Origin of the sequence: Cellulosimicrobium sp. SH8 (genome assembly GCF_025818875.1) — a bacterium.
GTDB classification, from domain to species: Bacteria; Actinomycetota; Actinomycetes; order Actinomycetales; family Cellulomonadaceae; genus Cellulosimicrobium; species Cellulosimicrobium cellulans_D.
In genome coordinates this window covers 63,416-84,810 of the sequence record NZ_JAMXMH010000002.1, presented here as the reverse complement: position 1 = coordinate 84,810, position 21,395 = coordinate 63,416, and the positions used below count along the sequence as shown (strand labels likewise).

The window sequence follows — 21,395 nt, the reverse complement described above, 5'->3', positions numbered from 1 at the left end:
CCTTCGCCCCGACGATTCCAGCATCGCTCCGCGCGTCGGCTACATTTGACGAGAGTTCGACGTGCGTTCATCCAGAGATCATCCGACCCGAGATCGTGACCACCCCGGCCGACCGGCCCGTCCGGCGGCCGAGCGGCCCTTGTGGCCGACGCCAGCTCAGCCCCTACCCCGCGTCCCTTCCGGAGCCTCCCGTGCGCCTGCGCCTGACACCGCGCGACACCTCGTTCTTCGACCTTCTCGCCGCCTCGGCGCAGCACCTGGTCACAGGGTCCACGCTCCTGGCGGAGCTGCTGGGCGCGGACCGCCCGACGCGCAAGCAGCTCGCGAAGCAGCTCAGCGAGACGGAGCACCTCGCGGACGACGCGACGCACTCGATCATGCGGCGGCTCAACCAGACGTTCGTCACGCCGTTCGACCGGGACGACATCTACGCCCTCGCGTCGGCGCTCGACGACTGCATGGACTACATGGAGGAGGCGGCCGACCTCATCGTCCTCTACAAGGTCGACGAGCTCCCGGCCCGCGTGTCCGAGCAGGTCCAGGTGCTCCAGCGCGCGTCGGAGCTCACGGCCGAGGCGATGCCGCGCCTGCGCTCCATGGACGACCTCCCCGAGTACTGGGTCGAGGTCAACCGCCTGGAGAACCAGGCGGACAAGGTCCACCGCAAGCTGCTCGCCGAGCTGTTCGACGACGTGTCCGACCCGGTCCTCCTCATGAAGCTCAAGGAGATCGTCGAGGTCCTCGAGCAGGCGGCCGACGCCTTCGAGAAGGTCGCGAACACGGTCGAGACCATCGCCCTCAAGGAGTCCTGAGCCCCGTGGAGGCAGTGCTCGTCGTCGTCGTCGTGGCCTTCGCCCTGGCGTTCGACTACACCAACGGGTTCCACGACGCCGCGAACGCCATCGCGACCTCGGTCTCGACCAGGGCCCTTACGCCGCGCGCGGCGCTCCTCATGGCGGCGGTGTTCAACCTCATCGGCGCCCTGCTCGGCACGGCCGTCGCGCAGACCATCGCCGAGGACATCGTCGCGGTCAACGACGTCCCACCCCATCAGGGCCTCGTGATCGTGCTGTGCGGTCTCGTCGGCGCGATCACGTGGAACCTCATCACGTGGTGGCTGGGGCTGCCGTCGTCGTCGACGCACGCGATCATCGGCGGCCTCGCGGGCGTCGGGATCGCGTCGGGGATCACGGTCCACTGGGACGCGATCCTCGACAAGGTCGTGCTCCCCATGGTCTTCTCGCCGCTCATCGGCTTCGGCCTCGCGTTCGCGCTCATGGTGCTCCTGCTGTGGGTGTTCCGGAACGCGGCGCCCGCCCGGGCGTTCCGCCGCTTCCGCATCGCGCAGACGGCGTCGGCGGCGGCGATGGCCCTGGGCCACGGTCTTCAGGACGCGCAGAAGACGATGGGCGTGATCGTGCTCGCGCTCGTCGCGGGCGGGTTCCAGGACGACAACACGATCCCGCTGTGGGTCAAGCTGTCCGCGGCGACCGCGATCTCGCTCGGCACGTACGCCGGCGGGTGGCGCATCATGCGCACGCTGGGCCGCAAGATCATCGAGCTCGACCCGGCGCGCGGGTTCGTCGCCGAGTCGGTCTCCGCGGTCGTGCTGTACGCCAACGCGTTCATCTTCCACGCGCCGGTCTCGACGACGCACACGATCACGTCCGCGATCATGGGCGTCGGCGCGACGAAGCGGCTGTCTGCGGTCCGCTGGGGCGTCGCGAAGAACATCGGCGTCGCGTGGGTCCTCACCATCCCGGCGGCCGCGCTCGTCGCCGCCGTCGTCTACTGGATCCTCAGCCCGATCCTGCTCTGACGCCGCGCGCCGGACGCGCGCACCGCACGCTGCGACGAGGACGGCGCTCCGCCGAACCGGGTTCCGCCCGGGTCGGCGGAGCGCCGTCCTCGTCCTGGTCTCAGTGCAGCGGCGGGGCGACCTTCTCCGCCGCGACGACGCGCGGGCCCCGGGGCGTGCGGGCCACGTGGGCGACGATCATCTCGCCCGGCTCGAGGAACGGGTCGTGCGTCGGCAGGGCGTTCGCGACGGGTCGCCGCGAGTGCTGCCCGAGCACGTCGAGCACGGTCGGCAGCACGGGCCGGTGGGTGCACAGCACCGACGACCGCTCGGCCTCGAGGAGCTCGCGGACGGTCCGCGCGACGCGCGCGGGGGAGCGCTCGTGCTGCGCCTCCGTGAGGTGGTCGATGCTCACGGTCTCCAGCCCCGACGCGCCGGCGTAGGGCGCGATCGTCTGGGCGCAACGGTCCCAGCGGCTCGTCACGACGGTCTCGACCCCGTACGCCGCGAGCACCGGCACCAGGGCGACGGCCTGGGCGTGCCCCGCGGGGGTGAGCGGCCGGTCCTGCTCGTCGCCGTGCCACGCCGAGCGCGCGACGGCCTTGCCGTGCCGGGCGATGACGACGACGTGCGTCGCCAGCCGGCCCTCCTCGCGCTCGCGCACGAGCGCATCGAGCGGGGCGCGGTCGGCCTGGCGCGTGAGGCGCTGCGCGGCGTCGTCGGCCGACAGCCACGCGGCGCGGTCGATCTCCTGCGGCGACACCGGCGGGACGGGGGCGCGCGCGGCGAGCGCACCGGCGTCCGCCTTCTGCGACGCCCGGCGCGCGGCCCAGTAGTGCACGCGCTTCACGCGGCCCTCGGGCGTGAGGTACTGCAGTCCCGGCAGGGGGACGCCCAGCACGACCGGCTTGCCCGTCTCCTCGGCGACCTCGCGTGCCGCGGCGGCCTGGAACGTCTCGCCGGGGTCGAGCTTGCCCTTGGGCCACGACCAGTCGTCGTACCGGGGCCGGTGGACGAGGCGGACCTGCAGGTCGTCGTCGCGCACGCGCCACACGAGGGCACCGGCGGACTCGATGACCGGGGCGTGCGAGACATGGGTCGGGCCGAGGGCGTCCACGAGGGGCAGACCGCTGCGCAGGGCGGGGGAGGGCACACCCATCCGCTACCGCCTCCCGACGAGCCGGCGGCGCTGCCGCTGCACGAGGCTCGCCTGGAGGTCGACGAGGGGCGTGCCGTCCGGACCGGACTCCGGCCGGTGCCACGTGCCGTCGGCGTCGAGGTGCCACGACGCGGTGCGCTCGGACATCGACGCGTCGAGCAGGTCGAGCAGCTCGATGACCTGGTCGGGGTCGGTGATGCGCACGAGCGCCTCGACGCGGCGGTCGAGGTTGCGGTGCATGAGGTCGGCCGACCCGATGTACACCTCGGGCCCGCTCTCCGGGCCCTCGCCGATGGCGGGACCGGCGGAGTTGGCGAAGGCGTAGATGCGTGAGTGCTCGAGGAAGCGGCCGAGGATCGAGCGGACCCGGATGTTCTCGCTGAGCCCGGGGACACCGGGGCGGACGGCGCAGATGCCGCGGACGACGAGGTCGACCTTCACGCCCGCCTGCGACGCGCGGTAGAGGGCGTCGAGCGTCGTCTCGTCGACGACGGAGTTGACCTTGATCTTCACCCACGCGTCGTGCCCCGCCCGTGCGGCGCTCGCCTCGCGGTCGATGCGCTCGACGAGCCCGGACCGCACCGTGCGCGGTGCGACGAGCAGGCGGTGGAACCGCGACTGCGGCGCGTACCCGGAGAGCTGGTTGAACAGGCGCGTGAGGTCCTGCCCGACGTCGGGGTCGCACGTCAGCAGACCGTGGTCGGTGTACAGGCGCGCGGTCTTCGGGTGGTAGTTGCCCGTCCCGACGTGGCAGTAGCGGCGCAGGCCGTCCGACTCCTGGCGCACGACGAGCGAGAGCTTGCAGTGCGTCTTGAGCCCGACGATCCCGTACACGACGTGCACGCCCGCCTGCTCGAGCTTGCGCGCCCAGGAGATGTTGGCCTGCTCGTCGAACCGCGCCTTGATCTCGACGAGCGCGAGCACCTGCTTGCCCGCCTCGGCGGCGTCGATGAGCGCGTCGACGATCGGTGAGTCGCCGGACGTCCGGTACAGGGTCTGCTTGATCGCGAGGACCGCCGGGTCCGCCGCGGCCTGCTCGAGGAAGGTCTGCACCGACGTCGAGAACGAGTCGTACGGATGGTGCAGCAGGACGTCGCGCTCGCGGATCGCGGCGAACACATCGGTCGGCGTCGAGCTCTCGACCTCCGCGAGGAGGCGGTGGGTGGTGGGGACGAACGGCGGGAAGTGCAGGTCCGCGCGGTCGAGGTCCGCGATGAGGTTGAGGCCCGTGAGGTCGAGCGGCTCGGGCAGCTCGTACACCTCCTCCTCGACGACGCCGAGCTCGCGCACGAGCAGCGCGCGGATGCGCGGGCTGATCCCGTGCGTCAGCTCGAGCCGCACGGGCGGGCCGAAGCGGCGGCGCAGGAGCTCCTTCTCCATCGCCTGGAGCAGGTTCTCCGCGTCGTCCTCCTCGACCTCGACGTCCTCGTTGCGCGTGACGCGGAACAGGTGCTGCTCGCGGACCTCCATGCCGGGGAAGAGGTGGTCGAGGTGCTGGGCGATGACCTCCTCGATCGGCACGAACGACGTCGGCCCGCGGTCCGGGGCGGCGGTCTGCGACGTCGGCGCGCTCGGGCGTCCCCGCGCGTCGACGGCGATGAACCGCGGCAGCAGCGGCGGCACCTTGACGCGCGCGAAGTGCTCCTTGCCGGTCGTCGGGTTGGCGACCACGACGGCGAGGTTGAGCGACAGCCCCGAGATGTACGGGAACGGGTGGGCCGGGTCGACGGCGAGCGGCGTGAGCACGGGGAAGATCTGCTTGCGGAAGAACTTGTGCAGGCGCTCCTGCTCGCGGGTCTCGAGCTCGTCCCAGTGGACGAGCGTGATGCCCTCGGCGGCCAGGGCCGGCTGGACGTCGTCGGCGAACACGCGCGCGTGCCGCGCCATGAGGTCGTGCGCGCGCTCGCTGATCGCGTCGAGCACCTGGCGGGGCGACAGGCCCGAGGCGGCGGTGACCGCGATGCCGGTCGCCATGCGGCGCTTGAGACCGGCGACCCGGACCATGAAGAACTCGTCCAGGTTCGACGCGAAGATCGCCAGGAACCGCACGCGCTCCAGGAGCGGCTGGCTCGGGTCCTCCGCGAGCTCGAGCACGCGCTGGTTGAACGCGAGCCAGCTCAGTTCGCGGTCGGCGAACCGGTCGTCGGGCAGCGGGCCGAGGTCGAGCTCCGCACCCACCGGCTCGATCTCCGGCTCCTCCGCGATGTGCTCGGCGATGTGCGCGGCCAGGTCCGGGTCGAGCGTGCGCTGCGTGGACGTGTCGGTCATGGGTTCATGGTGGCACCAGTTGGTGAACGGTGCGTGACACGGGTCACCGTGCGGTCGGGCGCGCGTACTGCACGTGCACCGCGCGCCGCGTGAAGCCCGCGCGCTCGTACGTGCGGACGGCGGGCGCGTTGTCGCCGTCCACGTAGAGCACCGCGGTCGTGGCCCCCCGGTCGGCGAGGTGCGCGAGCCCGACGGCGGTCAGCAGCCGCCCGAGCCCCTCGCCCTGGGCGGTCGGCACGACGCCGACCACGTAGATCTCGCCCTCGCGTGCGCCGTCGGGCTGGTCGGCCGGGATCTTGGTCCAGACGAAACCGACGAGCCGGGCCGTACCGTCGCCGGGCGACGGGTCGCGCTCGAGGAGCAGGAGGCCGGCGGCGTCGAACCAGTCCTCGCGCATCCGCGCGTGCAGGTCGTCGACCGTGAGCCGGCCCTGCTCCGGGTGGTGCGCGAAGGCGGACGCGTTGGCCGCGACCCACGCGGCGTCGTCGTCCCCCGGCACGAACGCGCGCAGCCGCAGGCCCGCGGGGACCTCGGGACGCGGGTGCGCCACCGGCCCGTCGAGGGGCCGCTCGAGGACGAGCAGCTCGCGCACGACGTCGTACCCCGCCCGCGCGGCGAGGCCGCGGGCCGCGGGGAGGTCACCGTGGGCCCAGACGCGCAGCGGAGGGCGCGACGCCCGCGCAGGCTCGCCGTCCGTCTCCGCGCCGGGGCGCGGCTGCCCGTCGTGGTCGTCGTCGTGGTCGGCGCCGCTCGGACGTGGCTCGGCCGCGCGGTCGGCCGCGCTGCCGAGCAGGTGGAACCCGAGCCCGTGCCGCCGGTGCTCGGGGCGGACCACGAGCTCGGCGCTCGGCGCCTCGCCGCGCTTGTCCACCTGCGCGTACCCCGCGAGCTCGCCCGCGCGCCACGTGAGGAGGTGCACGACGTCGTCCGTCGCCTCGCGCAGGTTGAGGAGCGGCTGCTCCGAGAGGGCGGCGACGCCGTCCGCGCGCTCGGCCGCGGCGGCGAGGTCGTGGACCTGCGCGATCTCGACGTCGTCGATGAGCGGCCCGGTGTGCCAGAGGATCGCGGTCTCCACCGGTCCATCTTGCCCCCGGCTCCCCGCGCGGCCGAACCCGAGGCGCTCGCCCGACGCGTCGTGCCTGGTCGGGAAGGTTCCGGGAAGGGTGACGGTTGTCACGTCCGACGGTTCGCGGCATCGACGACGGAGGACAGGGGGCGCGATGGGTGCGTGCGCGGTGGAGGAAGCGACGGAGCAGGTGCCCGGGGCGTCGCCCGCGACGGTGGCCCCGGTGCCCGCGGTGCGGGACAGGCCCGGACCGGCGCCGTCTCCGGGCGAACCGCGTGAGCCGGCGATCTGGACCCGGAACTTCCGGTACTACTTCACCGCACGCAGCGCGGGACTGCTGAGCTGGGCGATGCTGCCGGTCGCGGTCTCGGCCGGACTGCTCAGCTCCGGGTACGGGCTGGCCGTCGCGGGGTACGCGATGGCGTTCCTCGTCGCCCCGTTCGCGGGCCTCGTGCTGTTCGGCGGGGTCCTCGCGGACCGGTTCACCGCCCGCCGGATGATGATCGTGGCGGACCTCGCGAACCTCGCGGCGCACGTCCTGCTCGCCGTCCTGTTCGTGCGGGGCATCGAGCACCTGTGGCACCTGTACGCCCTGCTCGTCGTGGCGGGCACCGCCAACGCGCTCTTCCAGCCGGGCGCCGCGTCGACCGTCCCGCTCGTCGCGCGCGACGTGCAGGGGGCGAACGGCATCCTGCGGACCTCCGAGGCGATCACCGGGCTGGGCGGCCCGGCCCTGGCCGGGGTCCTCGTGGGGTTCGGGTCGACGGGCTGGGTGATGATCCTCTCCGCCGTCGCCTACGGGACCAGCGCGCTGTGCCTGCTCGCGCTCCGGCTCGGCGTCGTCCCCGCGCCGCCGGCCGGGGCGGGCCTGTGGCACAACCTCGCCGTCGGCTGGCACGAGTTCCGCTCCCGCACCTGGCTGTGGGGCGTCATCGTCATCTGGATGGTCTACGCCGTGCTCGCGTGGGGGCCGCAGCTCCCCGTGGCGGCGGGCGTCGTCGTGCCCGAGCACGGCGCGACGGCGTTCGGCGTCCTCAACAGCGCGCTCGGGGTGGGGACGGTCGTCGGCGGGCTGCTCGCGATCCGCTTCAAGCCCGGGCGACCGCTCGCGGCCGGGGCCGTGGCGCTCGTCGCCTACCCCCTCTACCCGCTCGGCCTCGTGCTCGGCTGGCCGGTGTGGGCGCTCTCCGTCGCGCAGGTGCTCGTGGGCGTCGGGGTCGGGGTGTGGGGCGTCATGTGGGCGACGAGCGTGCAGACCCAGGTGCCGGGCGACGTGCTCAACCGGGTCCACGCCTACGAGGTCGCGGGGTCGGTCGGCATGTACCCGATCGGCGCCGCGCTGGCCGGGCCCGCCGTCGCCGCGTTCGGGACCGACCGGGTCCTCCTGGTGGGCGCGGTCGTCGGGACGCTCACGGTCGTCGCCCTGCTGGCGGTCCGCCCGATCCGCACGCTGCGGCGCGTCCCGGACCGGGCCTGAGCGCACCTCGCCGCACCCGCCCGCGGCGGCGCGCCGTCGAGCACGGGGTTGTCCGCCGTCGACCACGTGGTTGCTGTCGTTCAGGGCGCGAGAACGACGGCAACCTCGTGTTCGACACGTCACCTGGGTGGCGGGGAAGGTTCGGGTGGGCCGGGTCGTTGAGGGGGGCGTGAGCTCGGTGACGGACGTGCGGGAGACGGCGGGCACGGGTGCGGGGGGCGCCGTGCGCGACGTCGTGGTCGTCGGTGCCGGGCAGGCGGGGCTCTCCGCCGCGTACCACCTGCGGCGCGCCGGGCTCGACCCGCTCGTGCTCGACGGCGGTCGTGGCCCCGGGGGTGCGTGGCAGGAGCGCTGGGACTCGCTCACGATGGCGGAGACGCACGCCGTGCACGACCTCCCGGGCGTCCCCCTCCCGGCGGGCGACCCCGGGGAGCGCGCCAACGTCGCGGTGCCGCGGTACTACGCGGCGTACGAGCGCGAGAACGACCTGCGCGTCGTGCGCCCGGTCACGGTCGACGTCGTGGCGCAGGACCCGGACGACCCCGCCCTGCTGCGTGTGCGCGCGACGGTCGACACCGGGCCGGACGCGCACGGGCTCACCGTGCGGACGCGCACCCTCGTCAACGCGACGGGCACGTGGACCCGGCCGTTCTGGCCCCGCTACCCGGGGATGGAGACGTTCCGCGGGCGCCAGCTCCACACGCACGACTTCCGGTCCGCCGAGGACTTCGCGGGGCAGCACGTCGTGGTCGTGGGCGGCGGGGCGTCGGCGACGCAGCTCCTGCTCCAGATCGCCCCGCACGCGTCGGGGACCACGTGGGTCACGCGCAGGGAGCCCGTCTGGGTCGAGGAGGAGTTCTCGCCCGAGCTCGGGCGCGCGGCCGTCGCGCGCGTCGCCGAGCGGACGTCGGCCGGCCTCCCGCCGGGGAGCGTCGTCTCGGTCACGGGCCTGCCGCTCACGCCGCGCTACCGCGCGGGCATCGCGAGCGGCGTGCTGCGGCGCCGGCCGATGTTCGAGCGCGTGACGGCGTCGGGCGTCGAGTGGACCGCGGGCGCGAACGACGACGGCCTGCTGTTCCAGCCCGCCGACGTCATCCTCTGGGCCACCGGGTTCCGGGCGGCGCTCGACCACCTCGCGCCGCTCGGCCTGCGCGCGCCCGGCGGCGGGATCGTCCTCGACGGCACGACGGCGGCCCGTGACCCCCGCGTGCAGCTCGTCGGGTACGGCCCGAGCGCGTCGACGATCGGTGCCAACCGCGCCGGGCGCGAGGCCGCGCGGGGCGTGCTGCGTGCGCTCGGACCGCGCCCCGAGCACCACGGCGCGGCAGGATCTCGGCGTCCGGTGGCGGCGTAAGGGCTCGTCAGGGCGACCCGCCGGGACCTACCGTGCTCCGATGAGCACCGAGCCGCCCGCCCCCGATCCGTCGATGCCGCCGTCGACCCCGACCTCGGGCGTCCGTGACGACCTCCCCGCGCTCCCGACGCAGCGCCGCACCCTGACGACCCTCGCCGCGACGCAGGTGCTCTCGGGCGTCGGCGTCGCGAGCGGGATCGCGGTCGCCCCGCTCGTCGCGTCCGCGCTCTCGGGGTCGGACGCGATCGCGGGCCTCACCTCGACGTCGGGCGTCGTCGGCGCCGCGCTGGTCGCGCTGCCCCTCGCGCACGTCGCGGGACAGCGCGGACGGCGGCCGTCCCTGCTGCTCGGGTTCGGCGTCGCGACCGGCGGGGCGGTCCTCGCGACGGTCGCCGTGCTCGTCGGCTCCTGGCCGTTGCTCGTCGTCGCGATGCTCTTCTTCGGGTCGGGGACGGCGGCGGGCCTGGCGTCGCGCTTCGCGGCGACCGACCTCGCGACGCCGCAGCGGCGGGCGCGGGACCTGTCGGTGGTGGTGTGGGCGACGACGGTCGGGTCCGTCGTCGGCCCGACGCTCGCCGGCGTCGCGGACCGTGTCGCCGGGCCGGGCCTGCGCCTCGGCGGCGACGGGCACGCGCAGCACGGCGCCACGGCCCCGAGCGCCGCACCGTTCGTCCTCGCGGCGGTCGCGTTCGCGCTGGCGGCCGCCGTCGTCGTGGTCTGGCTGCGACCGGACCCGCTGCTCGCGTCGCGCGCGACGGCCGACGCGGTGTCCGACGCAGGGCCCGGTGCGGTGCCCGGCGCAGGGCCTGGTGCGGTGCCCGGCGCAGGGCCTGGTGCGGTGCCCGGCGCAGGGCCTGGTGCGGTGCCCCGTGCGGCCCCGGGTGCGGCGCCAGGGGCGGGACCGGGCGACGGCAAGGGATCGTCGTGGCGCGACGGCCTGCGCGCCGGGTGGGCCGTCGTGTCGGCCAGCCCGACGGCGCGCCTCGCCCTCGGCGCGATCGTCCTCAGCCACCTCGTCATGGTCGGGCTCATGTCGATGACGCCCGTCCACATGAACCACGGCGGCGCGACGCTCCAGGTCGTCGGGCTCGTCATCAGCGCGCACATCGCGGGCATGTACGCGCTGAGCCCGGTCGTGGGGTGGCTCGCGGACCGGGTCGGGCACGCGCGCGTCCTCTACGTCGGGGGTGCGCTGCTCCTCGCGGCGGCGGTCGTCGTCGCGGGCGCGCCGGGCGAGGACTCCGCGCGGCTGACGGTCGGCCTCGTGCTCCTGGGGCTCGGGTGGTCGTGCGGGCTCGTCGCCGGGTCGGCGCTGCTCGTCGACGCCACGCCCGGGCCGTCGCGCACGTCCGTGCAGGGGCTCTCCGACCTCGCGATGAACACGGGCGGCGCGGTCGGCGGCATCCTCGCCGGGGCGATCATCGGGTTCTCGTCGTACGGCGCGCTCGCGTGGGGCGCGGCGGCCCTCGTCGTCGTGTGCGCGGTGCTCGCGGCCCCGCTGGCGCGGCGGGCCACCCTGCGCTGAAGGAGGCCGGGCTGACGGAGGCCGGGCTGACGGAGGCCGACGAGATCGGCGCTCCCGGCGCAGATCGGCAGTCGCGGCTGCCGATCTCGACAGGGAGTGCCGATGTCGCGGTGCCCCAGGTCAGGGGCGGAGCGCGGCAGGGAGGGTCGTGCGGTCGTCCCGGCGGACGGCGCCCGCCTGCGCCGGGGTGAGGAAGAGCGCACGCGCGAGGTCGGCACCGCGCGCGTCGGCGCCGCGCAGGTCCGCGCCGAGGAGGTCGACGGCGTCGAGCCGGCCCCCTCGTAGGTCCGCGCCGAGCAGCAGCGCGCCGCGGAGGTCGGAACCGGTGAGGTCGAGACCGCGCAGGTCGGCGCCGACGAGGTCCGCGCCGGGCCGCAGCCGGCGTCGCAAGCCACCGTCGGGCGCCCGGTGCACGACGACGGAGCCTGGCGCGCCGTCGCGGCGACCGCCGGTGGGTCCTCGGCCGCGCGTGCTCCGCGACCGGGCGTCGGCCGCTCCCCGACGCGGAGGGCGGCGGGACGCGGTGGCCCGGGCCGCGTCGCGCACGAGCGTGCTCGCACGGTCGACCAGCGGCCCGACGTCGCGGCGGACGGCACCGACGTCGAGCGCGAGGAGGTCCGCCGGGGCGAGGTCCGCGAGGGGCGCGGTCCGCGCGAGGGCCCGCCGTGCGTCGTCGTGCACGGGCGCTGCGGCGGGGAGCGACAGCACCTCGGCGAGGTACCAGAGCAGCTCGTGGAGCTGCGTGACGAGGGGGAGCGCGGCGAACGCGTCGTTCGCGGCGGCCGGGTCGTCACGCCACGTCGCGCCGTCGTGCGCGGACCGGACGGCCGCCGTCACGCGCTGGCCGGCCCCGAGGCAGTCGTACGTGACGCAGCCGGGGAACCCGGACTCGCGCAGCCGTGAGTGGATGCCGCAGCCGAAGTCGTCGCGCAGGTTCGGGCAGGGCGTGCCCGCGGGCTTGTCGATCGCGAAGTCGGCGGAGCGCACCAGGTGCAGCCCGACGCAGCACAGGCCGGTGCAGCGCGAGCAGTCGCTGCGCAGGCCGAGCTGCTCGACGAGGAGGGCGCGACCGTCGGCCGCGGGAACGGGTGGCACGTCCCGACGCTACGCCGTCCGCGGGACGCCGGGCACGGGCATATCGGCGGGCGAGCGCGGGACCGGTGACCGGATCGGCGACCCGGTCGCCGGCCCCCCGCGCGCGGGGCGCGGGCTCAGGGAGCGGTGCAGGCCGCCGCGGGGGCGGTGGTCGGGGCGGCGCCCGTCGCGATGAACCCGGCGGTCGCCGTCGCGCCCGCGGCGAGGGCGCCGTTCCACGCGGCGTTCGTCACCTGCTCGCCGGAGGCGGAGGTGCTGTGCACCCCGCCCCAGACCTGCGCGACGGCGGTGCCCGACGGCAGCGCGAACGTCGCCGTCCAGCCCGTGACCGCCGCGTCACCCGCCGTGACGACGAGCTCGCCCTGCCACCCGCCGGGCCACGCGCTCGCGACACGGACCGTCCCGGAGCACGCCCCGTCGTCCGGCGGGTCGGTCGGGTCTGGCGGGTCGGTGGGGTCCGGAGGGTCCACCGGTCCGTCGCCGCCGAACCACGACGCCTCGACCGCGGTCTCGCGCAGACCGCCCGGACCGTCGATCACGCGCGTGCCCCACGCGCTCGGCGCCGCGGCGTCGAACCCGAGGACCAGGTCGAGGTACGGATCGGTGTTGCCGCTCCACGACCACGCGAGCCAGCCGAGGTCGAGGCGGTTCGCCTCCGCGATGACGACGTCCGCGTCGACGTCGCCCTCGGCGCGCTTCCAGCCGAACTCGCCCACCATGATCGGCAGCCCGGCGTCCACGAAGTCCTCCAGGTAGTCCGTGACCGTCGCCGCCTGCGCGTACACGCCGTACATGTGGATGGAGAAGATCGTGTTCGCGTCCGGGTCGGCGTCGAACACGCCCTGCGCCTCGGCGCGCATGACGTTCGTCCAGTCCTGCCCCCAGTTCGGGGCGTCGACGACGATCGCGTGCTCGTAGCCGATGCCGCGCAGCCGCTGGATCGCGGCCGACGTCTCGGGCGCCCACCGCTGGTTGACCGTCGCGTCGTTACCGAACGGCTCGTTGCCGATGTTGACGAGGACGAAGTCCTCCGTACCGGCGAGCGTCGGGTACAGGTCCTCCCAGTAGTCGACCGCCTGGTCGAGCGTGCCGGCGTCGGGTGCGTACTGGTCGCCGTAGCCCGTCGTGTCGTGCACCTCGAGGACGCACACGAGGCGGTTCTCCTCGCACAGGTCGACGACGTGCGCGACGTCCTCCGGGGAGTTGCGCGTCCACTGGTCACCGCTCGACAGGACGACGCGGACCGTGTTGGCGCCCGTGGCCTTGATGTCGGCGAAGGACCCCGTGGTGTGGGTGTACCAGGTGTGGGCGTGGTTGACGCCGCGCAGCACGAGGTCCGTGCCATCGGCCTCGACGACCCTCCCGTCCGCGACGTGGATCCCCGGCGGGGTGTCCGCCCCGGCATCTGTCTCGGTGGCCGCCGCCGACCGCGCGGTGACCGTCGCGACCGCGCCGCACGTGGCGAGGACCGCGGCGGTCACGAGCGCGGCGACGAGCGGGGCGGACCGTCCGGTCCCGGGCGGTCGGGCGGCGTCGGCGTCGGGTGCGGGAGCGGTGCGGCTCATGGGACGACCTCGTCTCTGTCGGCTGCGCACGCCCGGGTCGGCGTGCCCCGACATCGTGGGGTCGGGGCGCCGCCGTCGGGCAGACCTGAACCGATTAAGCGACGTCGCCCGGCGACGAGAACGGGCCCGCCCGCCCACGAGAACGGGGTTGGTGTCCTTCTCCGCCGGAGAACGACACCAACCCCGCGGTCGGCGGTGGGCCCGTCAGTCGTCCGAGGACGACGGCTTCTGCAGGCCGGCCGAGATGAGGTCCATCACCGACGAGTCGGCGAGGGTCGTCGCGTCGCCGACGGTGCGGTTCTCCGCGACGTCGCGCAGCAGGCGGCGCATGATCTTGCCGGACCGCGTCTTGGGCAGCTCCGGCACGACGAGGATGCGCTTCGGCTTGGCGATGGGCCCGATCTCCTTCGCCACGTGGTTGCGCAGGTCGGTCTGCACCGCGGCGGCGCCGTCGGCGTCCGCGGCCCGGGCCGCGTGCTCGCCGCGCAGGATGACGAACGCGACGACGGCCTGGCCCGTGAGGTCGTCGCTCGCGCCGACGACCGCCGCCTCGGCGACGATCTCGTTCGACACGAGCGCGGACTCGATCTCCGTCGTGGACAGGCGGTGGCCCGAGACGTTCATGACGTCGTCGACGCGGCCGAGGAGCCAGATGTCGCCGTCCTCGTCCTTCTTGGCGCCGTCGCCAGCGAAGTAGATCCCCGGGAAGCGCGACCAGTACGTGTCCTTGAAGCGCTCGAGGTCGCCCCAGATGCCGCGCAGCATCGACGGCCACGGCTCGGACAGCACGAGGTACCCGCCGCCCCCGTTCGGCACGGAGTGCGCCTCGTCGTCGACGACGTCCGCGACGATGCCCGGGAGCGGCACCTGGGCGGAGCCCGGCTTGGCGGCCGTGACGCCCGGCAGGGGCGAGATCATGATCGCGCCCGTCTCCGTCTGCCACCACGTGTCGACGATGGGCGTGCGGTCGCCGCCGATGACGCGGCGGTACCACATCCACGCCTCGGGGTTGATGGGCTCGCCCACCGAGCCGAGGACGCGCAGCGACGCGAGGTCGAACTTCGCCGGGATCTCCTCGCCCCACTTCATGCACGCGCGGATCGCGGTCGGCGCGGTGTAGAGGATCGAGACCTTGTACTTCTCGACGATCTCCCACCAGCGGCCCTGGTGCGGGGAGTCCGGGGTGCCCTCGTAGATCACCTGCGTCGCGCCGTTGAGCAGCGGCCCGTAGACGACGTACGAGTGGCCCGTGACCCAGCCGATGTCGGCGGTGCACCAGTAGACGTCGCTCTCGGCCTTGAGGTCGAAGACGTTGCGGTGCGTGTACGCGGCCTGCGTGAGGTAGCCGCCGGTCGTGTGCAGGATGCCCTTGGGCTTCCCGGTCGTGCCGGACGTGTAGAGGATGAACAGCGGGTGCTCGGCCTCGACCCACACGGGCGTGTGCGTCGTGTCGGCCGACTCGAGCGCGTCGTGCCACCACACGTCGCGGCCCTCGGTCCACGCGGTGTCCTGGCCCGTGCGACGCACGACGAGCACGTGCTCGACCGTGGTCGGGTCCGCGCCCTCCTTGGGTGCGAGCGCCTCGTCGACCGCGGGCTTGAGGGCCGAGGCCGCGCCGCGGCGGTACCCGCCGTCGGCCGTGATGACGAGCTTCGCCTCGGCGTCGGCGATGCGGCTGCGCAGCGCGTCCGCCGAGAACCCGCCGAACACGACGGAGTGCGGCGCGCCGATCCGCGCGCACGCGAGCATCGCGACGACGGCCTCGACGACCATCGGCAGGTAGATGACGACCCGGTCGCCCGTCTCGACGCCGAGGGACGCGAGCGCGTTGGCCGCGCGCGACACGTCGCGCTGCAGCTCCGCGTACGTCACCGTGCGCGTGTCGCCCGGCTCGCCCTCGAAGTGGATCGCGACCCGGTCGCCCAGGCCCGCCTCGACGTGGCGGTCCACCGCGTTGTACGCGGCGTTGAGCGTGCCGTCCGCGAACCAGCGCGCGACGGGGGCCTGCGACCAGTCGAGCGTCTCGGTGAACGGCGTGCGCCACGTGACGAGGTCGTTCGCCTGCCGCGCCCAGAACGCGAGCCGGTCGGCCCGCGCCTCCTCGTAGAGCTCGGGCTGCGCGTTCGCCTGCGCGGCGAACTCCGGGCTCGGCGGGAAGCTCCGGGTCTCGTGGAGGAGGTTCTCCAACCCGGGCTGGGCGGTGGTGGACTCGTTCTCTGGCACGCTGACCTCCGGTGCGCATCGACTCTGGTGCGGCGCCCGTGCGTGGGCCACCGGGGGAGCGGAGGCGGACGCAGGGCGGCCGGACGCCCACCGTGGCGGGCCCCGACCTTCGGGAGTCTAGACCCGTTGACGTGAGCGCGGTCACTGAGGTCCACCATTCGGCGGGATCGCTCGCAAATGCCCCGAGGGTGGGACCCGCACCGCGGGCGTGGACCCGGAGCCAGCCCGCGTCAGCGTGCCCGGCGCTGGCGCACGGCCTCGTACAGCACGACCGTCGTGGCGCTCGCGGCGTTGAGCGAGCTCGCCGAGCCGAGCATGGGGATGCGGACCATGACGTCGCACGCCTCGCGCCACCCGGCGCTGAGGCCGGACGTCTCGTTGCCGGTCAGGACGAGGGTCGGCCCCGTGAGGTCGTGGTCGGCGAGCTCGACGTCGCCGTGCTCGTCCGTCCCGAGCAGGGTCAGCGGGACCCCGGCGGAGCGCTGTGCGGCGACCCAGTCGAGGACGTCGCGCCCGGCGGGGACGCGGACCGTCGGCACGGAGAAGATCGAGCCGGTGCTGGCGCGCACGGCGCGCGGGTCGTACGGGTCCGCGGCGTGCCCCGCGACGACCAGCCCGCCGCCGCCGAACGCGTCGAGCGAGCGCGCGACGGTCCCCACGTTGCCCGGGCTCGTGGGGCGGTCGAGCACGACGCCGAGGAACGCGGCGTCGTCGTCCCCTCCGGCTCGACGGCCCGTGGCGATCCGTCCCAGGTCGTCGGGCGGCGTCGCGACGACCGCGAGCAGCTCGGGGGCGTCGTCGTCCTTGCCGCCGAGCTCGCGCATGAGCTCCGACGACACGGCGAACCGCTGGGTGCGGACGCGGTCGAGCATCGCGTGCGCCCAGCTCGACAGCGACCGGTCCGCGTCGACGAGCCACGTCCGCACGGTCCAGCCCGACTCGACCGCGAGCGTGATCGGGCGCACCCCCTGGACGAGCGTCTCGCCGGCGCGGTGCCGCTTGGTGCGGTTGGTGAGGAGCGCCTCCCACTGCTGGAACGCGGCGTTGCGGGTGGTGACGCGCTGCACGGTCAGGCCTCCGGGGTGGTGGTCGAGGTCGGCGAGACCGACGGGGGCACCGTCGCGGGCGCGACGCGCGGGAGCCCGCCGGTGAGCGCGGCGGGCTCGGCCTCGTCGGCCTCGCGCGCGGCGCGCTCGACCGCGGCGGCGACGAGGGTCGTCACCTCGGGGTTGAACACGCTCGGGATGATGTAGGTGGGGTTGAGCTGGTCCTCGTGGATCGCGGACGCGAGCGCGCGCGCCGCGGCGAGCAGCATGCCGTCGGTGATGCGGTGCGACTGCGCGTCGAGGAGGCCGCGGAACACGCCCGGGAACGCGAGGACGTTGTTGATCTGGTTCGCGAAGTCGGAGCGCCCGGTGCCGACGATCGCCGCGTGCCGCGCCGCCTCGACCGGGTCCACCTCCGGGCGCGGGTTCGCCATCGCGAAGACGATCGCGCCGGGTGCCATGCGCGCGACGTCGTCGCCGGTGATGACGTCGGGCGCGGACACGCCGATGAAGACGTCCGCGTCCACGACGGCCTCGCGCAGCGTCCCCGTGACGTGCCGCGGGTTGGTGCTGACCGCCGTCCACGCGAGCGACGGGGACAGGCCGGGACGCCCGGGATGCACGACGCCCTCGACGTCCGCGACGACGACGTCGTGCGCGCCCGCCGCGAGCAGCAGCTTGAGCACCGCGGTCCCGGCGGCGCCGGCGCCCGACAGGACGATGCGCACGTCGGGCAGCTCCTTGCCGACGACCTTGAGCGCGTTCGTCAGCGCCGCGAGCGCGACGATCGCCGTGCCGTGCTGGTCGTCGTGGAACACCGGGATGTCGAGCTCGGCGCGCAGCCGCGCCTCGATCTCGAAGCAGCGCGGCGCCGAGATGTCCTCGAGGTTGATGCCCGCGAACACGGGCGCGATGGCCTTGACGGTCCGCACGATCTCGTCGACGTCGGTCGTGTCGAGCGCGATGGGGAACGCGTCGATGTCCGCGAACCGCTTGAACAGCGCAGCCTTTCCCTCCATGACCGGGAGCGAGGCGAGCGGCCCGATGTCGCCCAGCCCGAGCACCGCCGAGCCGTCGGTGACGACCGCGATGGTGTTGCGCTTGATCGTGAGCCGCCGCGCGTCGTCGGGCTTGGCCGCGATGGCCTCGCACACGCGCGCGACGCCGGGCGTGTAGATCATCGAGAGGTCGTCGCGGTTGCGGATCGGCACCTTGGACTCGATCTTCAGCTTGCCGCCCAGGTGCAGCAGGAACGTGCGGTCGGAGACGCGGTCGACGACGACGCCCGGCAGCGCGCGCAGCGCCTCGACGATCTGCCCGGCGTGCTCCTCGCCGCGCGTCGCGACCGTGACGTCGACCGTGATGCGCTCGTGGCCCGACGCCGTGACGTCGAGCGCGGAGACGATCCCGCCCGTGTGCTCGATCGCCGTCGTCAGCTCGCTCACGGCGGTGGGGCGCGCCTCGACCTGCAGGCGGACGGTGATGGAGGAGGAGACACTCGGCGCTGACGTCATGGGCCCCAGTATCGCGCGGCGGCCCTGCGCCCGGCACGACGACGGCGCCCCCTCAGGAGCGCCGTCCCGCCAGCATCACGGCGGCTATCAGGCGTGCACATGTGTCCGCTGCAACGGCGCGAGGCGGCCGTCGTGGCCGGGTCTCGTCCGGTCAGCGAGTCCCTACGTGGACTTCCTGCGCGTGGGTACCGCCGGGATGCTGTTGTCCCTCCATCACAGCCCGGGCGACCGCCGAGCGCAACCGCTCCCCGGGTACTTCCACACCGTGTTCTACAGCCGTTCGAACAGCCCCGAGCGGTTGGTCCGGGAGGTCCGGATCGGGCCCTTCGGCGGGCGCCCGGTGGATTCGTGACCTCGGCCCGGCCCCGTTCAGCCCCGGCTGCGGCGGCGCAGCGCGCGCCAGACGACCCACGCCACGACGCCGAGCGCGACGACCCCCGCCGCGGCGAGGACCGGCGTCGAACCGGCGAGGTGCGACCGCAGGGCGACGGGCTTCGAGAACGTCAGGGCGCCCCAGCCGTGCTCGGCGGCGAGCCGGCGCAGCGTCCGGTCGGGGTTGACGACGAACGCGTGCCCGACGGCGCCCAGCATGGGGGCGTCGGTCACGGAGTCGGAGTAGGCGTAGCTCGCCTCCAGGTCGTACCCCTCGCGCTCGGCGAGCTCGCGGAGCGCGACGGCCTTGTTCTCGCCGTACGCGTAGAAGTCGATCGCGCCCGTGTACCGGCCGTCCTCGACGGCCATGCGGGACGAGATCGCGTGGTCGGCGCCCAGCACCGCCGCGATGGGCTCGACGACCTCGCTCCCGGAGGCGGACACGATGACGACGTCGTGCCCGTGCTCGTGGTGGGACTCGATGAGCTCGACCGCCTCCGCGTAGACGACGGGGTCGATGTGCTCGTGCAGCGTCTCCTCGACGATGCGCGACACCGTGGCGACGTCCCACCCGGTCACGAGGCTCGACAGGTGCGCGCGCATCCGCTCGGTCTGGTCCGCGTCCGCGCCGCCGACCATGAAGAGGAAGTGCGCGTACGCGCTGCGCAGCACGTCCCCGCGGTTGATGAGCCCGCCGGCGAAGAACGGCCGGGAGAACGCCGCGGCCGACGACGTCGCGATGATCGTCTTGTCCAGGTCGAAGAACGCGGCGACCCGGCCGGTGCGCGGCGGGTGCGGCGGGTCCGGGAGCGGGGTCACGGTCGCGAGCCTAGCGGCGGAACGTGGCCGTCCACAGGAGCGCTCGCCGGGGCACCCGTCCACAGGTCGCACGCGCGGCCCGACGACGACCGGCGGGTCACGGCAGGGTGGGCGCCGGTCGACGGGCGGCGGGGGAGGACGTGATGGGCGGAGCGGTCGTGGCGGTGGTGGGGGCGCGGGGCGGGGCAGGGGCGAGCGTCGTCGCGTCCTCGCTCGCCCGGGCGGTGGCGCGACGTCGCGCACCCACCTGCCTGGTCGACCTCGCGCTCGTGGGCGGTGGCCTCGACGTGCTCCTCGGCGTCGAGCAGGACCCGGGCGTGCGCTGGCCCGACCTCGCCGACGCGCGCGGCCGGCTCGACGGCGAGGACCTCCTCGCGCGCCTGCCGCGGTGGGGCACGGTCCCCGTCGTCAGCACCGAGCGGGGCGGTGGCCCGGAGCCCGCGGCGCTCGGGGACGTCGTGGCGGCGCTCGCCGAGGTCACGTCGGGGCGGTCGGGGGTGCTCGTGCTCGACGTCGACCGTGCCGCGCTCGGGTCCGGTGCCGCGGTCGCGGGGCTGCTCGGGGCGTGCGACGAGGTGCTGGTCGTGACGCCGCTCGACGTGGCCGGGGTCGCGGGCGCCGCGGCGGTGCGCGACCGAGTCCCCGGTCGAGCGGCACTCGTCCTGCGCAGGCCCGCTCCGGGGCGGTTGTCCGGCGGCGAGGTCGCGGACGCCGTCGGGCTCGACGTCGCCGCGACGGTCGGCTGGGACCGGGCGCTCGCCGGGGCGATCGAGCGCGGCCAGGGTCCGTGCGTCGGCCGGGGGCCGGTCGTCCGCGCGGGTCGGGACCTCGCGGCGCGGTACGCGGGGAGCGTCGGGTGAGCGGGCGGGACTCCGCTCCCGGGCGGACCGCGCGGGGACGCGGCCCGCTGCTCGACGGCGTCCGGGACCGCCTCGTGCGGGCCGGCGCCGAGCCGGGAGCCGGGTCGGGAGCGGGCCCCGACGACGCGGCCGTCGCCGACGCGCTGCGGGCGTCCGGGCGCGTGCTCGGTACCACCGCGCTGCGGGAGCTCACCCGCACGGCGCACGCGGAGATCTTCGGCGCCGGCCCGCTCCAGCGCTACCTCGACGAGCCGGGCGTGACCGACGTGCTCGTCAACGGTCCGGACGAGGTCTGGGTCGACCGTGGCGCAGGGCTCCAACGGGTCGTCGTCCCGATCGGCGGGTCGGACGCCGTGCGGTCGCTGGCCGTGCGGCTCGCCGCCGCGGGCGGCCAGCGCCTCGACGACGCCTCGCCCGTGGTCGACGCCCGGCTCCCCGACGGGACGCGCCTCCATGCGGTGGTGGCGCCCGTGTGCGCAGCCGGAGCGGTGATCTCGCTGCGCGTGCTGCGGACGCGGACGTTCGGGCTGGCCGACCTCGTCGCGTCCGGCACGGTCCCGCGCGTCTGGGAGCCGGTCCTGCGCGGGCTCGTCGCCCGGCGCGCGAGCGTGCTCGTGTCCGGCGGGACCGGGACCGGCAAGACGACGCTGCTCGCCGCGCTGCTCGCGCTCGTCCCGCCCGACGAGCGCATCGTCTGCGTCGAGGAGGCGCGCGAGCTCGACCCGGACCACCCGCACGTCGTCCCGCTCACCGCGCGCCGGGCGAACGTCGAGGGCGCCGGCGGGGTCGACCTCGCCGACCTCGTGCGCGCCGCGCTGCGGATGCGGCCCGACCGCATCGTGCTGGGCGAGTGCCGCGGCGCCGAGGTCCGGGAGGTGCTCATGGCGCTCAACACCGGCCACGAGGGTGGGTTGGCGACCATCCACGCCAACGACGTCGAGGCGATCCCGGCCCGGCTGGAGGCGCTGGCGGCGCTCGCGGGCATGGACCGGGCCGCCGTGGCGGCGCAGGCCGTCGGCGGGCTCGACGTGGTGCTGCACCTGCGCCGCGTGCGCGCGGGCGGCACGACCCGGCGCGTGCTCGCCCAGGTCGGGGTCGTGCGTGGCGACGAGCGGGGCGGTCTGCGCGTGGACGTCGCGGGGTCGTGGGACGGGGTGCCGGGCTCGCGCGGTGGGTCTTCCGGCGGCGGTGCCGGACCGGTCGCGGGCCCGGCCTGGGACGAGCTCGTGGCGCGGTGGTGCGCGTGAGGCCCGC

General features: G+C 75.0%; 16 protein-coding genes. 7 read left to right on the top strand and 9 right to left on the bottom strand.

Features of this window, described 5'->3' with window-relative positions; translation table 11 throughout:
- Positions 1-191: 191 nt before the first annotated feature.
- Together NF338_RS03065 and NF338_RS03060 are read left to right on the top strand one after the other, a co-directional pair.
- Positions 192-812 carry a DUF47 domain-containing protein gene (locus NF338_RS03065; RefSeq protein WP_021482999.1) on the top strand — a complete coding sequence of 207 codons (621 nt, stop codon included), beginning with the start codon at positions 192-194 and terminating at the stop codon, positions 810-812.
- 5 nt (positions 813-817) lie between these two features.
- Entirely contained in the window at positions 818-1,819 is a 1,002-nt protein-coding gene (locus NF338_RS03060) for an inorganic phosphate transporter (protein ID WP_047231396.1), read from the top strand.
- Positions 1,820-1,919: 100 nt separating this feature from the next.
- Here NF338_RS03060 and NF338_RS03055 read toward each other — a convergent pair whose 3' ends face one another.
- The 3 genes from NF338_RS03055 to mshD are packed head-to-tail and all read right to left on the bottom strand — an operon-like array spanning position 1,920 to position 6,300.
- On the bottom strand, positions 1,920-2,957 hold the full coding sequence (locus NF338_RS03055) for an NUDIX hydrolase (RefSeq protein WP_264029446.1): 1,038 nt from the start codon (positions 2,955-2,957) through the stop codon (positions 1,920-1,922).
- Between the two features lie 3 nt (positions 2,958-2,960).
- A complete protein-coding gene (locus NF338_RS03050; RefSeq protein ID WP_264029445.1) occupies positions 2,961-5,225 on the bottom strand; it encodes an RNA degradosome polyphosphate kinase in 2,265 nt (754 codons plus the stop codon).
- 43 nt (positions 5,226-5,268) lie between these two features.
- Positions 5,269-6,300 carry a mycothiol synthase gene (gene mshD, locus NF338_RS03045; protein ID WP_264029444.1) on the bottom strand — a complete coding sequence of 344 codons (1,032 nt, stop codon included), beginning with the start codon at positions 6,298-6,300 and terminating at the stop codon, positions 5,269-5,271.
- 160 nt (positions 6,301-6,460) lie between these two features.
- Here mshD and NF338_RS03040 point away from each other — a divergent pair, with 160 nt between their 5' ends.
- From NF338_RS03040 to NF338_RS03030, 3 genes are all read left to right on the top strand, one after another.
- Positions 6,461-7,768, top strand: coding sequence for an MFS transporter (locus NF338_RS03040; RefSeq protein ID WP_264029443.1), 1,308 nt, complete (start codon positions 6,461-6,463; stop codon positions 7,766-7,768).
- A gap of 178 nt (positions 7,769-7,946) precedes the next feature.
- Positions 7,947-9,122: an NAD(P)/FAD-dependent oxidoreductase gene (locus tag NF338_RS03035; RefSeq protein WP_264029786.1), complete on the top strand. Its 1,176-nt coding sequence runs from the start codon at positions 7,947-7,949 to the stop codon at positions 9,120-9,122.
- A gap of 40 nt (positions 9,123-9,162) precedes the next feature.
- Positions 9,163-10,647, top strand: a complete 1,485-nt coding sequence (locus tag NF338_RS03030; protein ID WP_264029442.1) for an MFS transporter — start codon at positions 9,163-9,165, stop codon at positions 10,645-10,647.
- A gap of 120 nt (positions 10,648-10,767) precedes the next feature.
- Here NF338_RS03030 and NF338_RS03025 read toward each other — a convergent pair whose 3' ends face one another.
- The 6 genes from NF338_RS03025 to NF338_RS03000 form a co-directional block, all read right to left on the bottom strand.
- Positions 10,768-11,742, bottom strand: coding sequence for a pentapeptide repeat-containing protein (locus tag NF338_RS03025; protein WP_264029441.1), 975 nt, complete (start codon positions 11,740-11,742; stop codon positions 10,768-10,770).
- Positions 11,743-11,858: 116 nt separating this feature from the next.
- Entirely contained in the window at positions 11,859-13,307 is a 1,449-nt protein-coding gene (locus NF338_RS03020; RefSeq protein WP_264029440.1) for a cellulase family glycosylhydrolase, read from the bottom strand.
- A gap of 204 nt (positions 13,308-13,511) precedes the next feature.
- A complete protein-coding gene (gene acs, locus NF338_RS03015; RefSeq protein ID WP_264029439.1) occupies positions 13,512-15,530 on the bottom strand; it encodes an acetate--CoA ligase in 2,019 nt (672 codons plus the stop codon).
- 230 nt (positions 15,531-15,760) lie between these two features.
- The gene (locus NF338_RS03010) at positions 15,761-16,597 is read right to left on the bottom strand and encodes a TrmH family RNA methyltransferase (RefSeq protein ID WP_318782940.1); all 837 of its coding nucleotides are present in this window, start codon (positions 16,595-16,597) and stop codon (positions 15,761-15,763) included.
- Between the two features lie 2 nt (positions 16,598-16,599).
- Complete coding sequence (locus NF338_RS03005; protein ID WP_264029437.1) at positions 16,600-18,090, bottom strand: NAD-dependent malic enzyme; 1,491 nt, start codon at positions 18,088-18,090, stop codon at positions 16,600-16,602.
- A gap of 369 nt (positions 18,091-18,459) precedes the next feature.
- Positions 18,460-19,281, bottom strand: coding sequence for an HAD family hydrolase (locus NF338_RS03000; protein WP_264029436.1), 822 nt, complete (start codon positions 19,279-19,281; stop codon positions 18,460-18,462).
- A gap of 143 nt (positions 19,282-19,424) precedes the next feature.
- Here NF338_RS03000 and NF338_RS02995 point away from each other — a divergent pair, with 143 nt between their 5' ends.
- Together NF338_RS02995 and NF338_RS02990 are read left to right on the top strand one after the other, a co-directional pair.
- Positions 19,425-20,141, top strand: a complete 717-nt coding sequence (locus NF338_RS02995) for a pilus assembly protein FlpE (RefSeq protein ID WP_264029435.1) — start codon at positions 19,425-19,427, stop codon at positions 20,139-20,141.
- Positions 20,138-21,388: a TadA family conjugal transfer-associated ATPase gene (locus tag NF338_RS02990; RefSeq protein WP_412845961.1), complete on the top strand. Its 1,251-nt coding sequence runs from the start codon at positions 20,138-20,140 to the stop codon at positions 21,386-21,388. Before NF338_RS02995 ends, NF338_RS02990 begins: the two co-directional genes overlap by 4 nt.
- Positions 21,389-21,395 lie beyond the last annotated feature (7 nt).

Bases quoted from the DNA above. Each gene is read 5' to 3' on its own strand.
- NF338_RS03055 (WP_264029446.1), bottom strand. From the start codon at position 2,957: ATGGGTGTGCCCTCCCCCGCCCTGCGCAGCGGTCTGCCCCTCGTGGAC.
- NF338_RS03050 (WP_264029445.1), bottom strand. From the start codon at position 5,225: ATGACCGACACGTCCACGCAGCGCACGCTCGACCCGGACCTGGCCGCG.
- NF338_RS03030 (WP_264029442.1), top strand. From the start codon at position 9,163: ATGAGCACCGAGCCGCCCGCCCCCGATCCGTCGATGCCGCCGTCGACC.
- NF338_RS03020 (WP_264029440.1), bottom strand. From the start codon at position 13,307: ATGAGCCGCACCGCTCCCGCACCCGACGCCGACGCCGCCCGACCGCCC.
- NF338_RS03005 (WP_264029437.1), bottom strand. From the start codon at position 18,090: ATGACGTCAGCGCCGAGTGTCTCCTCCTCCATCACCGTCCGCCTGCAG.
- NF338_RS02995 (WP_264029435.1), top strand. From the start codon at position 19,425: ATGGGCGGAGCGGTCGTGGCGGTGGTGGGGGCGCGGGGCGGGGCAGGG.